A 16,624-nucleotide genomic window follows, 5' to 3' on the forward strand; every position below is an offset into this window, starting at 1 on the left:
CTCCGAGCGCGGCGGGGACGCCGGACGCCTCGAACACCACCTCGACGTCCTCGGGCAGCGCGTCGCCCGAGCCGAGGTCGCGCGCCTCGTCCGCGCCCAGCGCGCGGGCCACCGCGAGGGGTTCGGGCGCGATGTCGGCCACCACGACCCGGGCCGCGCCCGCCGACCTGGCCGCCGCGACGACGAGGCAGCCGATCGGGCCCGCGCCGTTGACCAGCACGGTGCGACCGGCGACGTCGCCCGCGCGGCGCACGGCGTGCAGCGCGACCGCCAGGGGTTCGGCGAGCGCGCCCAGGCGGGTGCCGACGCCGGCGGGCAGCACGCGGACCTGGTCGGCGCGCACCGCGACGAGTTCGGCGAACCCGCCGTCGGTGTGCGGGTCGAACGCCGCCGAGCCGAGGTAGCGGACGCGGCTGTTGAGGTTGTCCCGCCCGGCCAGGCGCCCGGGCAGGTCGCCCTCCGGCGTGGCGGGGTGGACGGTCACGGCCGCGCCGGGTTCGACGCCGGTGACGCCGGGGCCGAGGGCGGCGACGCGGCCGGCGACCTCGTGGCCGAGGACCAGCGGCCGGCGCAGCACGGCGGTGCCGGACGCGCCGTGCTTCCAGTAGGAGAGGTCCGACCCGCAGACGCCGCCCCACTCGACGGCGACGAGCACCTGGCCGGGGCCCGCGACCGGGTCCGGTCGTTCGTCGACCCGCACGTCACCCGGGCCGTGCACGACGAGTGCCCTCATGCGGCGTCCTCCAGCCGGACCAGGTCGCGGCCCCGCGTCTCGGGCGAGAGCAGGGTGGCGACGAGCGTGATGAGCGAGTAGGCGATGAGCATCGCGGCGATGGGCCACCAGTGGCCGGTCACGGCGGTCAGCGTGGCCGCCAGCACGGGGCCGACGGCGGTGGCGAGGATGCCGCCGATCTCCTTGGCCAGGGCGAGCTGGGTGAAGCGGGTGCGCGCGCCGAACAGCTCGGCCATGGTGACGCTCTCCAGGGAGAACAGGCCCAGCACGGCGAGGTTGAGGCCGAGGACCATGGCGACCACGACGGCGGCGGTGCTGCCGCTGGTGATCATCAGCATCATGGGGAAGGCGAAGGCGATCGAGGCGGCGGTCAGCGCGAGGTAGACGGGCCGGCGGCCGAAGCGGTCGCCGAGCAGGCCCACCAGCGGCACGGTGGCGAAGCCGAGGATCGAGCCGTAGACGATGGCCGAGGTGGGCACGGTGCGGTCGACCAGCAGCGTGCCGGCGATGTAGCCGACGAGGAACGTCTGCACCAGGCCTGAGTTGCCCGCCTGCCCGAACCGCAGGCCGAGGGCGAGGAAGAACGCCTTGCCCTTGCGCTGCTTGAGGCCCGCTTCGAGGGCGCTGTCCTTCGCGACCTCCTCGCGGGACAGCGCCACGCCCTCCACGACGTCCGCGCGCTCCTCGAAGACGGGGCTCTCCTTGAGGTTGCGGCGCATCCACACCGCGAAGACCATGAGCACGAAGCTGAGCAGGAACGGCAGGCGCCAGCCCCAGGAGATCAGCTGCTCCTCGGACAGCACCGCGATGAGCACCGCCCACAGGCCGGACGCGGCGAGCGTGCCGGAGTTGGTGCCCAGCGACACCAGGGAGGCGATGAGGCCGCGGCGGCGGACCGGCGCGTACTCGGCGAGCATGACGGTCGCGCCCGCGATCTCCGCGCCCGCGCCGAAGCCCTGGACCAGGCGCAGCGCCACCAGCAGGATCGGGGCGAGGATGCCGACGGTCTGGTAGGTCGGCAGCGCGCCGATGAGCGTGGTGGACGCGCCCATGAGCGCGATGGTGGTGAACAGGACCTTCTTGCGGCCGATGCGGTCGCCCATCCGGCCGAAGTAGATCGCGCCGACGAGGCGGGCCACGTAGCCGACGCCGTAGGTGGCCATGGCGGCGATCAGGCCCACGGCGGGGCTGACGTCCGGGAAGAAGATCTTGTTGAAGACGATCGCGGCGGCCAGCGAGTAGAGCTGGAAGTCCATGAACTCCATGGCCGTGCCCAGCCAGCCGGACACGGCCGCCCGGGTGAGGTCGCGGGTGGTGCGGTTCGCCGGGCGTGGCGCCGTGGTGGGGGTGCCCGTCATCCTGTGCTCCGTTGCTGGGGTGGGCGGTGGGGTGGGGTCAGAACTCGATGCGCCCGGCGCGCAGCGCGGGCAGGTGGGCGGCGACCGCGGCGGTGAGGTCCGCGCGGTCGGCCAGGTCGGGCGCGCCGACCAGGCGCAGCAGCGCCGCGACGAGGTCGGCCGGTGCGAGCCGGTCGTGCCACGGGTCGGCCAGCCGGTCGGCGAGGGGGTCGGTGGTGCCGAACACCGGTCCGTCGTCGCCGGGCCGGGTCGAGGCGACCCAGCCGGCGAGGGCCAGCTCCAGCAGCGGCGCGCGGTCGAGGGCGCGCAGCGGGTCGAACCAGCGCTCGGGGACCTTCAGCGAGCCGTCCGAGCCGATCTGCCGGAGCTCGTGGCGCATGGCCGGGTTGCCGAAGCGGCGCACCAGCTCGTCGACGTAGGCGGTCGGCTCCGGGCCGCCGGGCGGCAGGGTCGCCGCGACCTCGGCCCCGAACGCCCGCACGAACCGCTCGCCCCACCGGGTGTGCAGGACCTCGCGGACGGTGGCGCAGCCGGCCGCCGCGCCGAGGTAGGCCAGGGCGGAGTGGCAGCCGTTGAGCAGCCGCAGCTTGGTGAGCTGGTAGGGGGTCACGTCGGGGACCAGCAGCGCGCCGTCGTGCTCCCACGCCGGCCGGGCGGCGGCGAAGCGGTCCTGGAGCACCCACTGGCGGTAGGGCTCGCCGGCCACGGCCGCCGCGTCGCGCAGGCCCAGCGCGTCGGCGGCGGCGCGCTCGTCGGCGGCCGAGGTGGCCGGCACGATGCGGTCCACCACGGTGGACGGGAACGCGGCCGACTCGTCCAGCCAGCGCAGCACGCGCTCCCGGTCCGGCCACGGCGAGGACTCGACGTAGCCGCGGACCACGCCGCGCAGCACGGCGCCGTTGCCGGCGGTGTTGTCGCACGACACCACGGAGATCGGCGCGCCGCCGGCGCGGGCGCGGGCGGCGAGGCCGTGCGCCAGGCGGCCGACGGCGGTGGCGGGCCGGTCGGCGGCGAGGTCGGCGGCGACGGCGGGCGCGGCGGTGTCCAGTTCGGTCGTGCCGGGTCGGCGGTGGTAGGCCTTCTCGGTGACCGTCAGCGTCACGACCGTCGTCGTGGGCGCCGCGAGCAGCGCGGTCACCTCGTCGGCGTCGTCGCCGCCGTGCAGGGCGCGCACGAGGGAGCCGACGACGCGCACGCGCGGTCCGCCGGGCTCGCGGTCGGTCACCGAGTACAGGTGGTCCTGCTCGCGCAGGGCGGTCACGACGTGCCGGGAGCGGGGCGCGACGGCGGCGATGCCCCACGGCTCGCCGGTCCGGGCGGCCGCGGTCTCGGTGTAGACGGCCTGGTGGGCGCGGTGGAAGGCGCCCAGCCCGAGGTGCACGACCCTCGGTTCGAGGTCGCGGGGGTCCACGGCGGGCCGCAGGGCTCCGGGCAGGCGGGCGGCGGTGGCGAGGGTGAGCCGGTCCACGGCGGTCACCAGTCGTGGACCGAGCCGTCGAGGCGGCGGGCCACGGGCAGGTAGCGGGGCTCGTAGGGGAACCTGGCCGCGGCCTCGTCGTCGTACTCGACGCCGAGCCCCGGTTCCTCGGAGGGGTGCAGCATCCCGTCGGCGAAGCGGACGCCGGTGCGGAACACCTCGTCCACTCCGTCGACGTGACCCATGTGCTCCTGGATGCCGAAGTTCGGCACGGCCAGGTCGACGTGGACCGCGGCGGCCATGCTGACCGGGGACAGGTCGCCCGCGCCGTGGGAGCCGGTGCGCACCTGGTAGAGCGCGGCGAGGTCGAAGATGCGGCGCAGGTGCGTGATGCCACCCGCGTGCACGACGGTGGTCCGCACGTAGTCGATCAGCTGCTCGGTGATCAGGTGCTGCACGTCCCAGATGGACGTGAGGTTCTCCCCCACCGCGATGGGCGTGGTGGTGTGCTGCCGGATGAGGCGGAACGCCTCCTGGTTCTCGGCCGGCGTCGGGTCCTCCATCCAGAACAGCCGCAGGTCCTCGACTGCCTTGCCGAACCTGGCGGCCTCGATGGGGCTCAGCCGGTGGTGCACGTCGTGCAGCAGGTGGAAGCCGAACCCGAACCGCTCGCGGACCGCGGCGAGGTAGGTCGGCGCGAAGTCCAGGTAGGCCTCGGTGCTCCACGGCTGCTCGTCGGGCAGCGCGGACGCGGCGGGCTCGTAGACCTTGCCCTTGCGCACGCCGTAGCTGCCGCCGACGTCGGGCACGGCGGCCTGCGCGCGCACCGCCAGGTAGCCCTGGTCGAGGAAGCGGGCGACGTCGTCGAGCAGCTCGGCGGTGTCGTTGCCGCTGGCATGCGCGTAGACCATGACGCCGTCGCGGGAGCGACCGCCGAGCAGCTGGTAGACGGGCAGGCCCGCGACCTTGCCCTTGATGTCCCACAGGGCGGTGTCGACGGCGGCGATGGCGGTCATGGTGACGGGGCCGCGCCGCCAGTAGGCGCCCCGGTAGAGGTACTGCCAGGTGTCCTCGACCCGGGCCGGGTCGCGGCCGATGAGCAGCGGCGCGACGTGGTCGCGCAGGTAGGACGCGACGGCCAGCTCGCGCCCGTTGAGCGTGGCGTCGCCCAGGCCGGTCACCCCGTCGGACGTGGTGATCCGGAGGGTGACGAAGTTGCGGCCGGGTGAGGCGACGAGGACCTCGGCGCGCTCGATCGTGCTCACTGGCAGGCTCCTCAACACTGGCGGACCGGTGCTTGTATACAAGTATCCGTCGGCCAGCCTGTCAAGGACTCTATGATGGGCGTCGTGGTCAGAGCAGACGGGAAGAAGTCCAACCGCCGCGCGGTCTACGAGACGCTCCGGCGCAAGGTCCTGACCATGGAGCTGCCGCCCGGCTCCGCGCTGTCGGAGAACGAGCTGGCCGCCTCGCTCGGGGTGAGCCGCACGCCGGTGCGGGAGAGCCTCATCCTGCTGTCCGAGGAGGGCCTGGTGCAGGTCTTCCCCCAGGTGGGGTCGTTCGTGTCCCGGGTCGACCCGCAGAAGGTCGCGGACGCCCAGTTCCTGCGCGAGGCGGTGGAGCTGGCCTCGCTGGAGGACCTGCCGGCCGAGCTGGACCCGGACCTGGTGGCCGAGCTGGAGGACAACCTGGCGCGGCAGCGGCGGCCCGACATCGACCGCGAGGAGTTCTTCGCGCTCGACGAGGCGTTCCACCACGGCCTGCTGCGCCTGAGCGGCCACGCCAACGCCTGGACCACCGTCGTGGCCGCCAAGGGCCACCTGGACCGGGCCCGGCGGCTCGGCCTGTACGACGCGCCGTCGCCCGCCGAGTTCGCCGGCCAGCACGTGGAGATCCTGCGGGCGGTGCGCGAGGGCGACACCGCCCTGGCCCGCCAGGCCATGCGGGCCCACCTGCGGGCGGTGTTCGAGGACGTGGAGCGCATCCGCGCCCGGTCGCCGGAGCTGTTCTCGTCCAACTCCGCGTCCCTGCCGACCAGGCGCAACGTCGTCGTGTGGGAGTGACCGCGGTGGCCGGCGGATCGGTCAGGAATCGAGAAGCGCCGGCCCGGACCCGCGCCTAGCGTGACGGCCATGGGCATCACCATCCACGCGAGCTTCCTCCCCCACCAGGACCCGGACGCCTCCCTGGCCTTCTACCGCGACGCCCTCGGCTTCGAGGTGCGCGGCGACGTCGGGTACGACGGCAAGCGCTGGATCACGGTCGGGCCCGCCGACCAGCCGGACACGTCCATCGTGCTCGAACCGCCCGCCGCCGACCCCGGCGTCACCGACGCCGAGCGCCGCACCATCACCGAGATGATGGCCAAGGGCACCTACGCCGGCGTCGTCCTGGCCACGACCGACCTCGACGGCCTGTTCGAGCGGCTGCGCGCCGCCGGCGCCGAGATCGCCCAGGAGCCGGCCGAGCAGCCCTACGGCGTCCGCGACCTCGCCGTCCGCGACCCCGCCGGCAACCTGGTCCGCGTCCAGCAGCGACGCTGACCTGGTTGGATCCACCCACGCACCGCCCGCAGGCGACTCCGCCCGACGAGATGGGGACACGATGAGCACGGCCACGAGGACGAACGCGCAGTCGCCTGCGCCGCACGTTGCCGACAGCCACGAACTGATCCGCGTGCACGGCGCGCGCGTGAACAACCTCAAGGACATCAGCGTCGAGATCCCGAAGCGCCGCCTGACGGTGTTCACCGGCGTCTCGGGCTCGGGCAAGAGCTCGCTGGTGTTCGGCACGATCGCCGCCGAGTCGCAGCGGATGATCAACGAGACCTACAGCGCCTTCGTCCAGGGCTTCATGCCGACGCCGGCGCGGCCCGACGTGGACGTGCTCGAAGGGCTGACCACCGCGATCGTCATCGACCAGCAGCGGCTGGGCGGCGACCCCCGCTCCACGGTGGGCACCGCCACCGACGCCAACGCGATGCTGCGCATCCTGTTCAGCCGGCTCGGGCAGCCGCACATCGGCTCGCCCAACGCCTTCTCCTTCAACGTGGCCACGGTCCGGGCCAGCGGTGCGATCACCGTCGAGCGCGGCGCGGGCACCAAGTCCGTGAAGGCGACGTTCAACCGGCTCGGCGGCATGTGCACGCGCTGCGAGGGCCGGGGCACCGTCTCCGACATCGACCTCAGCCAGCTCTACGACGACTCCAAGTCGATCGCCGAGGGCGCGTTCACCATCCCCGGTTGGAAGTCCGACAGCTGGTGGACGGTGCGGACCTACGCCGAGTCGGGCCTGTTCGACCCGAACAAGCCGATCCGCGAGTTCACGAAGAAGGAGCTGCGGGACTTCCTCCACCACGAGCCGATGAAGGTGAAGGTGGAGGGCGTCAACCTCACCTACGAGGGGCTGATCCCCAAGATCCAGAAGTCGTTCCTGGCCAAGGACCGGGAGTCGATGCAGCCGCACGTCCGGGCGTTCGTCGACCGGGCGGTCACCTTCGCCACCTGCCCGGAGTGCGACGGCACCAGGCTGAGCGAGCAGGCCCGCTCCTCGCGGATCCGCGGCGTCAACATCGCCGACGCCTGCCGGATGCAGATCAGCGACCTGGCCGAGTGGATCCGCGGCCTGGACGAGCCGTCGGTGGCGCCGCTGCTGGCCAACCTCGGGCGCACCCTCGACTCGTTCGTGGAGATCGGGCTGGGCTACCTCTCGCTCGAACGGCCCGCGGGCACGCTGTCGGGTGGCGAGGCGCAGCGCGTGAAGATGATCCGCCACCTGGGCTCCTCGCTGACCGACACCACCTACGTCTTCGACGAGCCCACCGCGGGCCTGCACCCCCACGACATCCAGCGGATGAACGAGCTGCTGCTGCGGCTGCGGGACAAGGGCAACACGGTGCTCGTCGTGGAGCACAAGCCGGAGGTGATCGCGATCGCCGACCACGTCGTGGACCTCGGTCCCGGCGCCGGCTCGGCGGGCGGCGCGGTCTGCTTCGAGGGCGACGTCGAGGGGCTGCGCGCGAGCGGCACCACCACCGGCCGCCACTTCGACGACCGCTCGTCCCTCAAGGGTTCGGTGCGGAAGCCCACCGGCAAGCTGGAGATCCGCGGCGCGTCGACGCACAACCTGCGGGACGTCGACGTCGACCTCCCGCTCGGGGTGCTCTGCGTGGTCACCGGTGTCGCGGGCTCGGGCAAGAGCTCGCTGGTCCACGGCTCCCTCCCCGCGTCCGCGGGCGTCGTGTCGGTCGACCAGGCGCCCATCAAGGGCTCGCGGCGCAGCAACCCGGCGACGTACACGGGGCTGCTCGACCCGATCCGCAAGGCGTTCGCCAAGGCCAACGGGGTGAAGCCGGCGCTGTTCAGCGCCAACTCCGAGGGCGCCTGCCCGAACTGCAACGGCGCCGGCGTCGTCCACACGGACCTCGCGATGATGGCCGGCGTCACCACGCCCTGCGAGGAGTGCGAGGGGAAGCGGTTCGACGCCTCGGTGCTGGTCCACCACCTCGGCGGCCGCGACATCAGCGAGGTCCTGGCGATGTCGGTGACCGAGGCCGAGCGGTTCTTCGGCGAGGGCGAGGCGCGCACCCCCGCCGCGCACGCCGTCCTCACCCGGCTCGTCGAGGTGGGCCTCGGCTACCTCACCCTCGGCCAACCGCTGACCACCCTGTCGGGCGGCGAGCGGCAGCGGCTCAAGCTGGCCACCCACATGGCCGACAAGGGCGGCGTCTACGTCCTCGACGAGCCGACCTCGGGCCTGCACCTCGCCGACGTCGAGCAGTTGCTGGGCCTGCTGGACCGGCTCGTCGACTCGGGCAAGTCGGTCATCGTCGTCGAGCACCACCAGGCGGTCATGGCCCACGCGGACTGGATCGTCGACCTGGGTCCCGGCGCCGGCCACGACGGCGGCCGGGTCGTCTTCGAGGGCACGCCCGCCGACCTGGTGGCGGCCCGCTCCACCCTCACCGGGCAGCACCTCGCGGAGTACGTCGGCGCGTGACCCGGGCACGGCTCCCCCGCCCGGGGTGGAGGAGCCGTGGAGGTTCGGTGGAGGTGTGGTGGCGACCCCGCCGCGACCGCGCCGGCGCCGATACGTTCCACCGGTGTGGAAACCGTGGACGTGCTCGTCGTCGGCGCGGGGCTCGCCGGACTGGAAACGGCGCGGCTGCTCGCGCGGCGGGGTCTCGACGTGCTCGTGTGCGAGCGCCGCGGCCGCCTCGACGTCGGCATCCGCACCACCGGCATCTTCGTGCGGCGCACGCTGGAGGACTTCGCGCTGCCGAAGCACCACCTGGGCCCGGCGGTGCGCCGCGTCCTGCTCTACCCGCCGTCGCTGCGCGCACCGGTCGAGCTGGTCAGCCCGCGCGACGAGTTCCGCGTCGCCGACATGGCCGGCGTCTACGCGGAGGCGCTGTCCCGGGCCGAGCGGGCCGGGGCGCGGGTGCGCCTGGGCACGTCCTACCCGTCGCCGGGGATCAGGGCGCGCTTCACCGTCGGCGCGGACGGCGCCCGTTCGACGGTCGCGCGGGCGCTCGGCCTCGACGTCAACCGGCACCTGATCACCGGCGTCGAGGAGGTCCACCCGGTCGCCGCCACCGCGTCCGCGCCGACGTTCCACTGCGTGCTGGACCCCCGGCTCGCGCCCGGCTACCTGGCCTGGCTCGTCGACGACGGGCGGCACGCGCACCTCGGCCTGGCCGGCCTGCCCTCCCGGCTCGGCGCGCCGCTGCCCCACCTGCTGCGGGCGTTCCGCGCCGCGTTCCCGGGGGCGCCCGAACCCACCGGCCCGGTGCGCCGCCGCGGCGGCCCGATCCCGGTGGGCGGCGTCCTGCGGCGGATCGCCTGCCCGGACGGCCTGCTCGTCGGCGACGCGGCGGGCGCGGTGTCGCCCCTGACGGCCGGCGGCCTGGACCCGTGCCTGCGCATGGCGGAGCTGGCCGCGACCGTCACCGCCGACTACCTGCGCACCGGCGACGCCTCCGTGCTGCGGCACTACGACGGCGCGGCGCTGCGCGCCCGGTTCCGCCTCCGGCTCCTGCTGCGCCACGGCCTGTCCCACGTGCGGGAGCGGAGCGCGGTCGAAGCGGGCTTCGCGCTGCTGCGCACCCCGCTCGGCCGGGCCGCCGCCGCGCGCCTGCTCTTCGGCGACGGCTCGTTCCCCACCACCAGGCTCGAACCGGCGACGGGGTGAGCGCCCGCTGCGGACGGTCGCGGGTCGGGTCGTCGGCCCACCGGGCCTTCGGATCGCCGGACGTCCCACGGGTCGGCGAAGCTGTCCACCCGCTGTCGAACGCGCGCCCGGTAGGCGTACCCGCGTAGTGCCGATACCCGCGTTGCCGAGGATCGCTCGACCACAGAGAGCAACGCTTCGGTCACGTTGACGGGCGACGTGGAAATGGGATTCTGATGACGTGCAGGGCGCCACGAAGACCTGGCAGGCCAACCACTTCCGACTGCTCCTGGTCGAGGACGACCACGAGCTCGTGGAGTTGCTCTCCGACGCCCTGACCGACGAGGGCTACGCCGTGGACGTCGCCACGGACGGGCAGCGCGGGCTGCACCTCGGGCTCACCCGCACCTACGACGTCGTGGTCATCGACCGCGGGCTGCCCTCCCTCGACGGGCTGGACCTGCTGGTGCGGCTGCGCGCGAGTTCCGTGCGGGCGCGCGCGCTGATGCTCACCGCGCTGGGCACCGTGCACGACCGGATCGACGGCCTGGACGCGGGCGCGGACGACTACCTGGTGAAGCCGTTCGACCTGGACGAGCTGAGCGCGCGGCTGCGGGCGCTGTGCCGGCGCGCGCTGGAGCTGACCGACGTGCTGCGGATCGGGGCCGGGCACCTGGACCTCCGGCAGCGGGAGGTGGTGCTGCCGGACGGCGGGCGGGTGCCGCTGACGGCGCGCGAGTTCGCGCTGCTGCGGGTGCTGGCGACCCACCCGAACACGGTGCACACTCGGGCAGCGTTGCGGCGGAGGGTCTTCCACGACGCGCCCGCCCCCTCCATTGTGGACACGTACGTGTACTACCTGCGGACCAAGATCGACCGTTCGGTGGTGCACACCGTCCAGGGGCTCGGGTACCGCTTGGGGGCGTTGTGAGCCGTTCGTGGGCCGAGGCGGAACGCGCGGTCATCCGGCGGACCCGCCTGCGGGTCAGCGTGCTGGTCGGCCTCGCGATCACCGCGCTGGTCGCGTTCGTCGGCGGCATCGCCTTCGCCGTGATGACGAGCGCCCAGGACGCGCAGGTGGAGCGGGAGCTGCGGTACAGCGCCTCGTACGGGTCGCCGTCGACGCCACCGGGGTGCACGTGGCTGTTCACCCTCGTCGGCGACGTGCTCCACGACGGGGCGCCGCGGGTGCCCCGGGGGTTCCCGCTGCGCGGCGACCTCGACGCGGTGCGGGCCTCGGGCCTGGAGATCGAGCGCACCGTGGCGCGCAACGGGACCAGGTACCTGGTGCTCACCCGGCCGGGCGACGGCGACAGCGCGGTGCAGGCCGTGTTCGACACCCGCTACCAGCTCGCCGACCGGCGTCACCTCCTGCTGGCGCTGGCGATCGCGGAGTTCTGCGGCCTGGTCGCGGCGGCGGTGACGGGGCTGCTGGTGGGCAGGCGCGCGGTCGCGCCGCTGGCGGAGGCGCTCGCCAGGCAGCGGCGGTTCGTCACCGACGCGAGCCACGAGCTGCGGACGCCGATCGCGCGGGCGTACACGCGGGTGCAGCTGCTCGCGCGCCGCGCCGCCGCGGCCCGCCTCCCCGACGACCACCGCGCCGGCCTGGACAAGCTCGCCGGTTCGATCCGCGGGCTCGGCGACGTGGTGGACGACCTGCTGCTGTCGGCGCGGCTGGACGACCGGTCGGCGCGGCCCGGCGGCCGGGCGGTGGACCTGGCCGCCCTGGCGGAGGCCGCGGTGGCGGCGGAGGCCGAGCGGGCGGCGGAGCGGCACGTCGCGCTGGCCGTCGAGCGGCCCGCCGGCCCGCTGGTGGTGGCCGGCGTCGAGACCGCGCTGCGGCGCGCGGTCGACGAGCTGCTGGCGAACGCGATGCGCCACACCCCGGCGGGCGGCCGGATCGACGTGCGCCTCGGGCGGGGCCGGGACGGGTGCGTCGAGCTGGTCGTCGCGGACACCGGCGAGGGGTTCGACCAGGCCGAGGCGGACCGGCTCTTCGACCGGTTCCACCGCGGGCCGGGAGGGTCCGGGGGGCCGGGCGGGCCGGGCGGGTCCGAGCGGCGCTTCGGGTTGGGGCTGGCGCTGCTGCGGGAGGTCGTGACCGGCCACGGGGGCGCGGTCGAGGCGAGCGGCCACCCGGGCCTGGGCGCCCGGTTCACCCTGCGGCTGCCGGCGGCCGACCCCGACACCGGCCCCAGCGCCGGTCCCGGCCCCGGCTCCGCCCCCGAAGCCTCCCCCGGCCTCGACACCGGCCTCGACACCGCCCGCCTCTCCGGAACCGCCCCCGCCCCCGAACCCGTTGCCGGGGACGACGCCGTGCCGGACCCGGGCCCGGAGGTCAGCTCGGGTACCCGGTGACCAGGTCGGCGGCCAGGCGCACGTCGGCGTCGAGCGGGCGGTCGGGGTCCACGGGCTGGATCGCGTCCGCGAGGGTGTCGAGCAGCGCGGCGCACCCCGGGGCGGTCGGCCGCCTGCCGCCCACGTGCACGGCCTGCCGCAGCCCGAGCGCCAGCGAGCCGCACAGCAGCCGCAGCAGCTCGGCGAGGTCGTAGGCCCGCAGCGCGGCCTGGGTGCCGAACGGCACGACGTCCTGGTTGTGCAGGTTGGTCGGCAGGCTCTGGGTGCCCGCGGGCACGGCCGTGCGGCGGATCTCGGCGACGAACGCGGTCGTGGCGAGCTGCACGCCCTGGAGCCCGTGCTGCTGACCCGGGCCCGCGGCCAGCATCGGCGGCAGGCCGGTGTTGCGGACCGGGTCGACCAGCAGGTCCAGCTGCCGCTCGACGAGGTTGCCCACCGACGCGGTGACCATCGCCAGCACGTCGGCGGCGATCGCGGCCGGCTGGCCGAAGAAGTTGCCGCCGTGCGCGACGAGGTCGTCCTCCGGGAAGAACAGCGGGTTGTCGCTGACGCCGCCCAGGTCCGCGGCCACCACGCCGTCCACGTAGCGCAGCGCGTCCTCGGCCGCGCCCAGCAACTGCGGCGAGCACCGGATGCTGTAGGGCTCCTGGAGGGGCCGGGTGCCGCTCGGCGCGGTGCCGGCGAGCGCGCCGCGCATCCGGTCGGCGACGGCGACCGCGCCGGGGTGACCGTACGCCGCGATCAGGCGCGGGTCCAGGAAACCGGGGTCGCCGCCGAGGACGTCCACGAGCAGGCAGGTGAGGTCCTGGGCGGCGCGGTGCGAGGCGCGCACGCTGCCGAGCGCGAGGGCGAGGGCGGCGGTCGTGACGGACGTGCCGTTGACCAGCGCCAGCGCGTCGCGGCCGTCGAGGGTCAGCGGGGTGAGGCCGGCGCGGCGCAGGGCCTCGTCGGCGGGCAGCCGCTCGCCGTCGACGTAGGCGTGCCCGCGCCCGCGCAGCGCCTGGGTCGCGTAGGCCAGCGGGATGAGGTCGCCGCTCGCGCCGACCGAGCCGTACCGCGGGATCGCCGGCACGAACGTGGTCGCGAACATCGCGGCGAGGCCGTCGACGACGTGCGGCGACACCCCGGAGACCCCCCGGGCCAACGACCACGTCCGCACGAGCAGCGCGGCGCGGGCGATGTCGGCGGGCAGGTCGGGTCCCTGGCCCGCGCCGAGGTGCGCGAGGGTGTTGTCGCACTGGTCGGCCTCGTCGGCGCGGCCGGCGAAGCCGATCAGGGCGCCGAAGCCGGTCTTGGCGCCGTAGACGGGCCGGTCGTCGTCGGCGAGCACGGTGCGCAGGAACTCGCGGCCGCGCTGGACCCGGTCGGAGACGGCGGGGCCGACGAGCACCGGGAGCGGCCGTGCCGCACGATGGAGGTCGTCACCGCTCAGCGGCGCGCCGAGGTCCACGGGAGCGCCGGTCACGGCGCCGGGGGTGGTCGTGGTCACGCCACGGAAGGTAGGCGGCCGATCTCAGAGAGTTCTGAGATCCGCTCCGTAGCTTCCCGGGGCATGGCGCACGACTACCTGATCATCGGGGCCGGGCCGGCGGGCCTCCAGCTCGCCGCCCTGCTGGAGCGCGACGGCCGCGACTACGCCGTCCTCGAACGCAGCGCCGGGCCGGGCGCTTTCTTCACCCGCTACCCGAGGCACCGCACGCTGATCTCGATCAACAAGGTGCACTCCGGGTACGCCGACCCGGAGCAGCGGCTGCGCGTGGACTGGAACTCGCTGCTGTCCGACGACCCGGAGCTGCTGTTCACCCGCTACAGCCGCCGGTACTTCCCCCACGCCGACGACATGGTCCGCTACCTGGCCGACTTCGCCGAGGCCACCGGGGTCCGGGCGCACTACGGCATCGACGTCACCCGGATCTCCCGCGACGACGACGGGTTCGCCGTGGTCGACGGCGACGGCCGGACGTGGCGGGCCGCGCGGCTCGTCGTGGCGACCGGGGTCTCCCGGCTGCACGTGCCGCCGATCCCGGGCATCGAGCACGTCGAGCGCTACGACTCGTTCGACACCGACCCGGAGTCGTTCGCCGACCAGCGCGTCCTGGTCATCGGCAAGGGCAACTCGGGGTTCGAGACCGCCGACTCGCTGGTGGAGCACGCCGCGGTCATCCACGTGGCCGGACCGCACTCGGTGCGGCTCGCCTGGCAGACGCACTACGTCGGGCACCTGCGCGCGGTGAACAACAACTTCCTGGACACCTACCAGCTCAAGTCGGAGAACGCGGTCCTCGACGGCGCGGTGGAGCGCATCGAGCCGCGGCCCGGCGGCGGGTTCCGGGTGCTGTTCCGCTACGCCCGCGCGGTCGAGGGGCTGCGGGAGCTGGAGTACGACCGGGTCATCGCGTGCACCGGGTTCCGGTTCGACGCCTCGGTGTTCGACGAGAGCTGCCGCCCGGCGCTGGTGATCGACGACCGGTTCCCGGAGCAGACGCCCGCGTTCGAGTCGACCACGGTGCCCGGCCTGTACTTCGCGGGCACGCTCACCCAGCAGCGCGACTTCAAGAAGTCCACCAACGGCTTCATCCACGGCTTCCGCTACGCGGTCCGCGCCCTGCACCGCGTCCTCGCCGCCCGCCACCACGGCGTCCCGTGGCCGTCGACCGGGCTGGAGGCGTCGCCGGAGGCCATCGGCGACGCGATCGTGGCCAGGGTGAACCGGTCCTCCGCGCTGTGGCAGCAGTTCGCGGTCATGGGCGACGTGGTGACGGTCGACGGCGGGACCGCCCGGTACCAGGAGGAGGTCCCGGTGGCCTACGTCGCCGACGGCGGCCTTGGCCCGGCCGGGCACCGGTTCGTCACGACGCTGGAGTACGGGCCGAACCACGACGCGGTGGACCCGTTCGACATCTCGGTGCCGCGGGTCGCGGAGAACGACGCGGAGCACGCCCACGACGCGAGCTACCTGCACCCGGTGGTGCGCCACTACCGGGACGGCGTGCTCACCGCGACCCACCACCTGGCCGAGAACCTGGAGAACCGCTGGGACCTGCCGGAGGTGCACCGGCAGCCGCTGGCCGTGTTCTTGAAGGAGTGCCTTGCCGGCGCGTGAGGCCGGGCCGTTCCCGCGCGCGGTGCTCGACGCGCTCGACGCCGCGGCGGACCGGCCGGTGCTCGAACACGGCGACCGCGCGGTGACCGGCGCGGAGGTGCTCGACCTCGTCGCGCGGGTCGCGGCCGGGCTGCGGGGCGCGGGGCTGGGGCCGGGTGACGGCGTCGCGCTCCTGCTCGGCGTCACGCCGGAGGCGTTCGCGGTCGTCCTCGCCGCCCACGCGGTGGGGGCCAGGGTGGTGGGGGTGCGGCCGGGGCTGCCCGAGGCGCAGCGGCGCCACCTCCTCGGCCTCGACATCGCCGCGGTGGTCACCGACTCCACCGCGGTGGTCACCGAGTCGGGTGCGGTGCCGCGCACGCTCACCGCGGAGTCGCTGTGCGCGGCCCGTGCCGACAGCGGCCCCCTGCGGTTGGGCGGGCGGCCCGGTGACGTCGCCCGGCTGATCCACACCAGCGGCAGCACGGGCCTGCCGAAGGCGTGCGCGCAGACCTACGCCGCGCTGGGGGCGGCGTGGGCCGCGCGGCCGGCGTCGTGGCCGCCCGCGATCCGCGAGCTGGCGCCCCGGCTGGAGCGCCACCTGGTGTTCGGGACGCTGTCGAGCCAGGTGATGTTCGAGTACGCCGTGGTGGCCGTCGCCGCCGGCGGCGCGGTGGTCCTCACCGACCGGCCCGAGCTGCCCGGCGCGATCGTCCGCCACCGGGCCACGTCGAGCGTGATCACCGTGCCGCGCCTGGCGAAGCTCGTCGCCGCGCAGCGCCGCGACCCGGCCGACCTGTCGTCGCTGCGCGCGCTGATGGTGTCCGGGTCGCCCCTGACCGCCGCCCGGCACCGCGAGGCGCTGGACGTGCTCGGGCCGGTCGTGTTCCACGGTTACGGGCAGACCGAGACCGGGATGATCTCCATGGCCACCCCGGACGACCCGCCCGGCTCGGTGGGCGTCCCGCCGGCCGCGGTGGACGTCGACATCCGCGACGAGCGCGGCGCGCCGGTGCCGGTCGGCGTCGACGGCGAGCTGTTCGTCCGCACCCCCGCCCAGGCCCGCGGGTACTGGGCGGACCCGGAGCGGTCGGCCGAGGTGTTCGCGGACGGCTGGGTGCGCACCCGCGACCTGGGCCACCTCGACCCGGGCGGCCGCCTGCACCTGACCGGCCGCACCCGGGACGTGGTCATCGTCAACGCGAACCTGCACTACGCGGGTCCGATCGAGCGGGTCCTCGCCGAGCACCCGGACGTCGCCGAGGCCTACGTGGTCGCGGCGCCGGACGAGGACACCGGCGAGGCCGTGCACGCGTTCGTGGTGCCGGCCGCCGGCCGGGCGCCCGACCCGGCGGCGCTGCGCGCGCTGGTGGCCGACCGCCTGGGCGCGGCGTGCGCGCCGGCGCGCGTGACCGCGAACGCCGAACCACCGCTCGCCCCGAGCGGCAAGCCGGACAAGCGCCAGCAGTACACCGAGACGGGATGAGAAACCCCTCAACACCCAGGGGACG

General features: G+C 74.8%; 13 protein-coding genes. 8 read left to right on the forward strand and 5 right to left on the reverse strand.

Features of this window, described 5'->3' with window-relative positions:
• From ACFV4N_RS16080 to manD, 4 genes are all read right to left on the reverse strand, one after another.
• On the reverse strand, nt 1-733 hold a 733-nt coding region (locus tag ACFV4N_RS16080; RefSeq protein WP_499673297.1), incomplete at its 3' end, for an alcohol dehydrogenase catalytic domain-containing protein.
• On the reverse strand, nt 730-2,091 hold the full coding sequence (locus ACFV4N_RS16085) for an MFS transporter (RefSeq protein ID WP_499673298.1): 1,362 nt from the start codon (nt 2,089-2,091) through the stop codon (nt 730-732). The genes ACFV4N_RS16080 and ACFV4N_RS16085, both read right to left, overlap by 4 nt.
• A gap of 37 nt (nt 2,092-2,128) precedes the next feature.
• On the reverse strand, nt 2,129-3,568 hold the full coding sequence (locus ACFV4N_RS16090) for a mannitol dehydrogenase family protein (RefSeq protein WP_499673299.1): 1,440 nt from the start codon (nt 3,566-3,568) through the stop codon (nt 2,129-2,131).
• Nucleotides 3,565-4,773 (reverse strand): D-mannonate dehydratase ManD, encoded by a 1,209-nt coding sequence (gene manD, locus ACFV4N_RS16095; RefSeq protein ID WP_499673300.1) that lies wholly within the window; start codon nt 4,771-4,773, stop codon nt 3,565-3,567. Before manD ends, ACFV4N_RS16090 begins: the two co-directional genes overlap by 4 nt.
• An 84-nt stretch (nt 4,774-4,857) precedes the next feature.
• On the opposite strand from manD, the gene ACFV4N_RS16100 reads away from it, so the two are divergent.
• The 6 genes from ACFV4N_RS16100 (at nt 4,858) to ACFV4N_RS16125 (ending at nt 12,034) form a co-directional block, all read left to right on the forward strand.
• Nucleotides 4,858-5,571, forward strand: coding sequence for a GntR family transcriptional regulator (locus ACFV4N_RS16100; protein ID WP_499673301.1), 714 nt, complete (start codon nt 4,858-4,860; stop codon nt 5,569-5,571).
• Nucleotides 5,572-5,640: 69 nt separating this feature from the next.
• The gene (locus ACFV4N_RS16105) at nt 5,641-6,051 is read left to right on the forward strand and encodes a VOC family protein (protein ID WP_499673302.1); all 411 of its coding nucleotides are present in this window, start codon (nt 5,641-5,643) and stop codon (nt 6,049-6,051) included.
• A 61-nt stretch (nt 6,052-6,112) separates the two neighbouring features.
• Nucleotides 6,113-8,506 carry an ATP-binding cassette domain-containing protein gene (locus ACFV4N_RS16110; RefSeq protein ID WP_499673303.1) on the forward strand — a complete coding sequence of 798 codons (2,394 nt, stop codon included), beginning with the start codon at nt 6,113-6,115 and terminating at the stop codon, nt 8,504-8,506.
• 105 nt (nt 8,507-8,611) lie between these two features.
• Nucleotides 8,612-9,697: an NAD(P)/FAD-dependent oxidoreductase gene (locus ACFV4N_RS16115; protein ID WP_499673304.1), complete on the forward strand. Its 1,086-nt coding sequence runs from the start codon at nt 8,612-8,614 to the stop codon at nt 9,695-9,697.
• A 262-nt stretch (nt 9,698-9,959) separates the two neighbouring features.
• The gene (locus ACFV4N_RS16120; protein ID WP_499673325.1) at nt 9,960-10,607 is read left to right on the forward strand and encodes a response regulator transcription factor; all 648 of its coding nucleotides are present in this window, start codon (nt 9,960-9,962) and stop codon (nt 10,605-10,607) included.
• Nucleotides 10,604-12,034 (forward strand): sensor histidine kinase, encoded by a 1,431-nt coding sequence (locus tag ACFV4N_RS16125; RefSeq protein ID WP_499673305.1) that lies wholly within the window; start codon nt 10,604-10,606, stop codon nt 12,032-12,034. Before ACFV4N_RS16120 ends, ACFV4N_RS16125 begins: the two co-directional genes overlap by 4 nt.
• Here ACFV4N_RS16125 and ACFV4N_RS16130 read toward each other — a convergent pair.
• Nucleotides 12,015-13,523 carry an aromatic amino acid ammonia-lyase gene (locus tag ACFV4N_RS16130; RefSeq protein ID WP_499673306.1) on the reverse strand — a complete coding sequence of 503 codons (1,509 nt, stop codon included), beginning with the start codon at nt 13,521-13,523 and terminating at the stop codon, nt 12,015-12,017. The two genes, ACFV4N_RS16125 and ACFV4N_RS16130, sit on opposite strands and share 20 nt — an antisense overlap.
• 63 nt (nt 13,524-13,586) lie before the next feature.
• On the opposite strand from ACFV4N_RS16130, the gene ACFV4N_RS16135 reads away from it, so the two are divergent.
• Nucleotides 13,587-15,137: an NAD(P)-binding domain-containing protein gene (locus ACFV4N_RS16135; protein ID WP_499673307.1), complete on the forward strand. Its 1,551-nt coding sequence runs from the start codon at nt 13,587-13,589 to the stop codon at nt 15,135-15,137.
• Complete coding sequence (locus ACFV4N_RS16140; RefSeq protein ID WP_499673308.1) at nt 15,124-16,599, forward strand: class I adenylate-forming enzyme family protein; 1,476 nt, start codon at nt 15,124-15,126, stop codon at nt 16,597-16,599. The genes ACFV4N_RS16135 and ACFV4N_RS16140 overlap by 14 nt, the downstream gene beginning before the upstream one ends.
• Nucleotides 16,600-16,624: the final 25 nt, after the last annotated feature.

Source organism: Actinosynnema sp. NPDC059797, assembly GCF_042732085.1.
Lineage (GTDB): Bacteria > Actinomycetota > Actinomycetes > Mycobacteriales > Pseudonocardiaceae > Actinosynnema.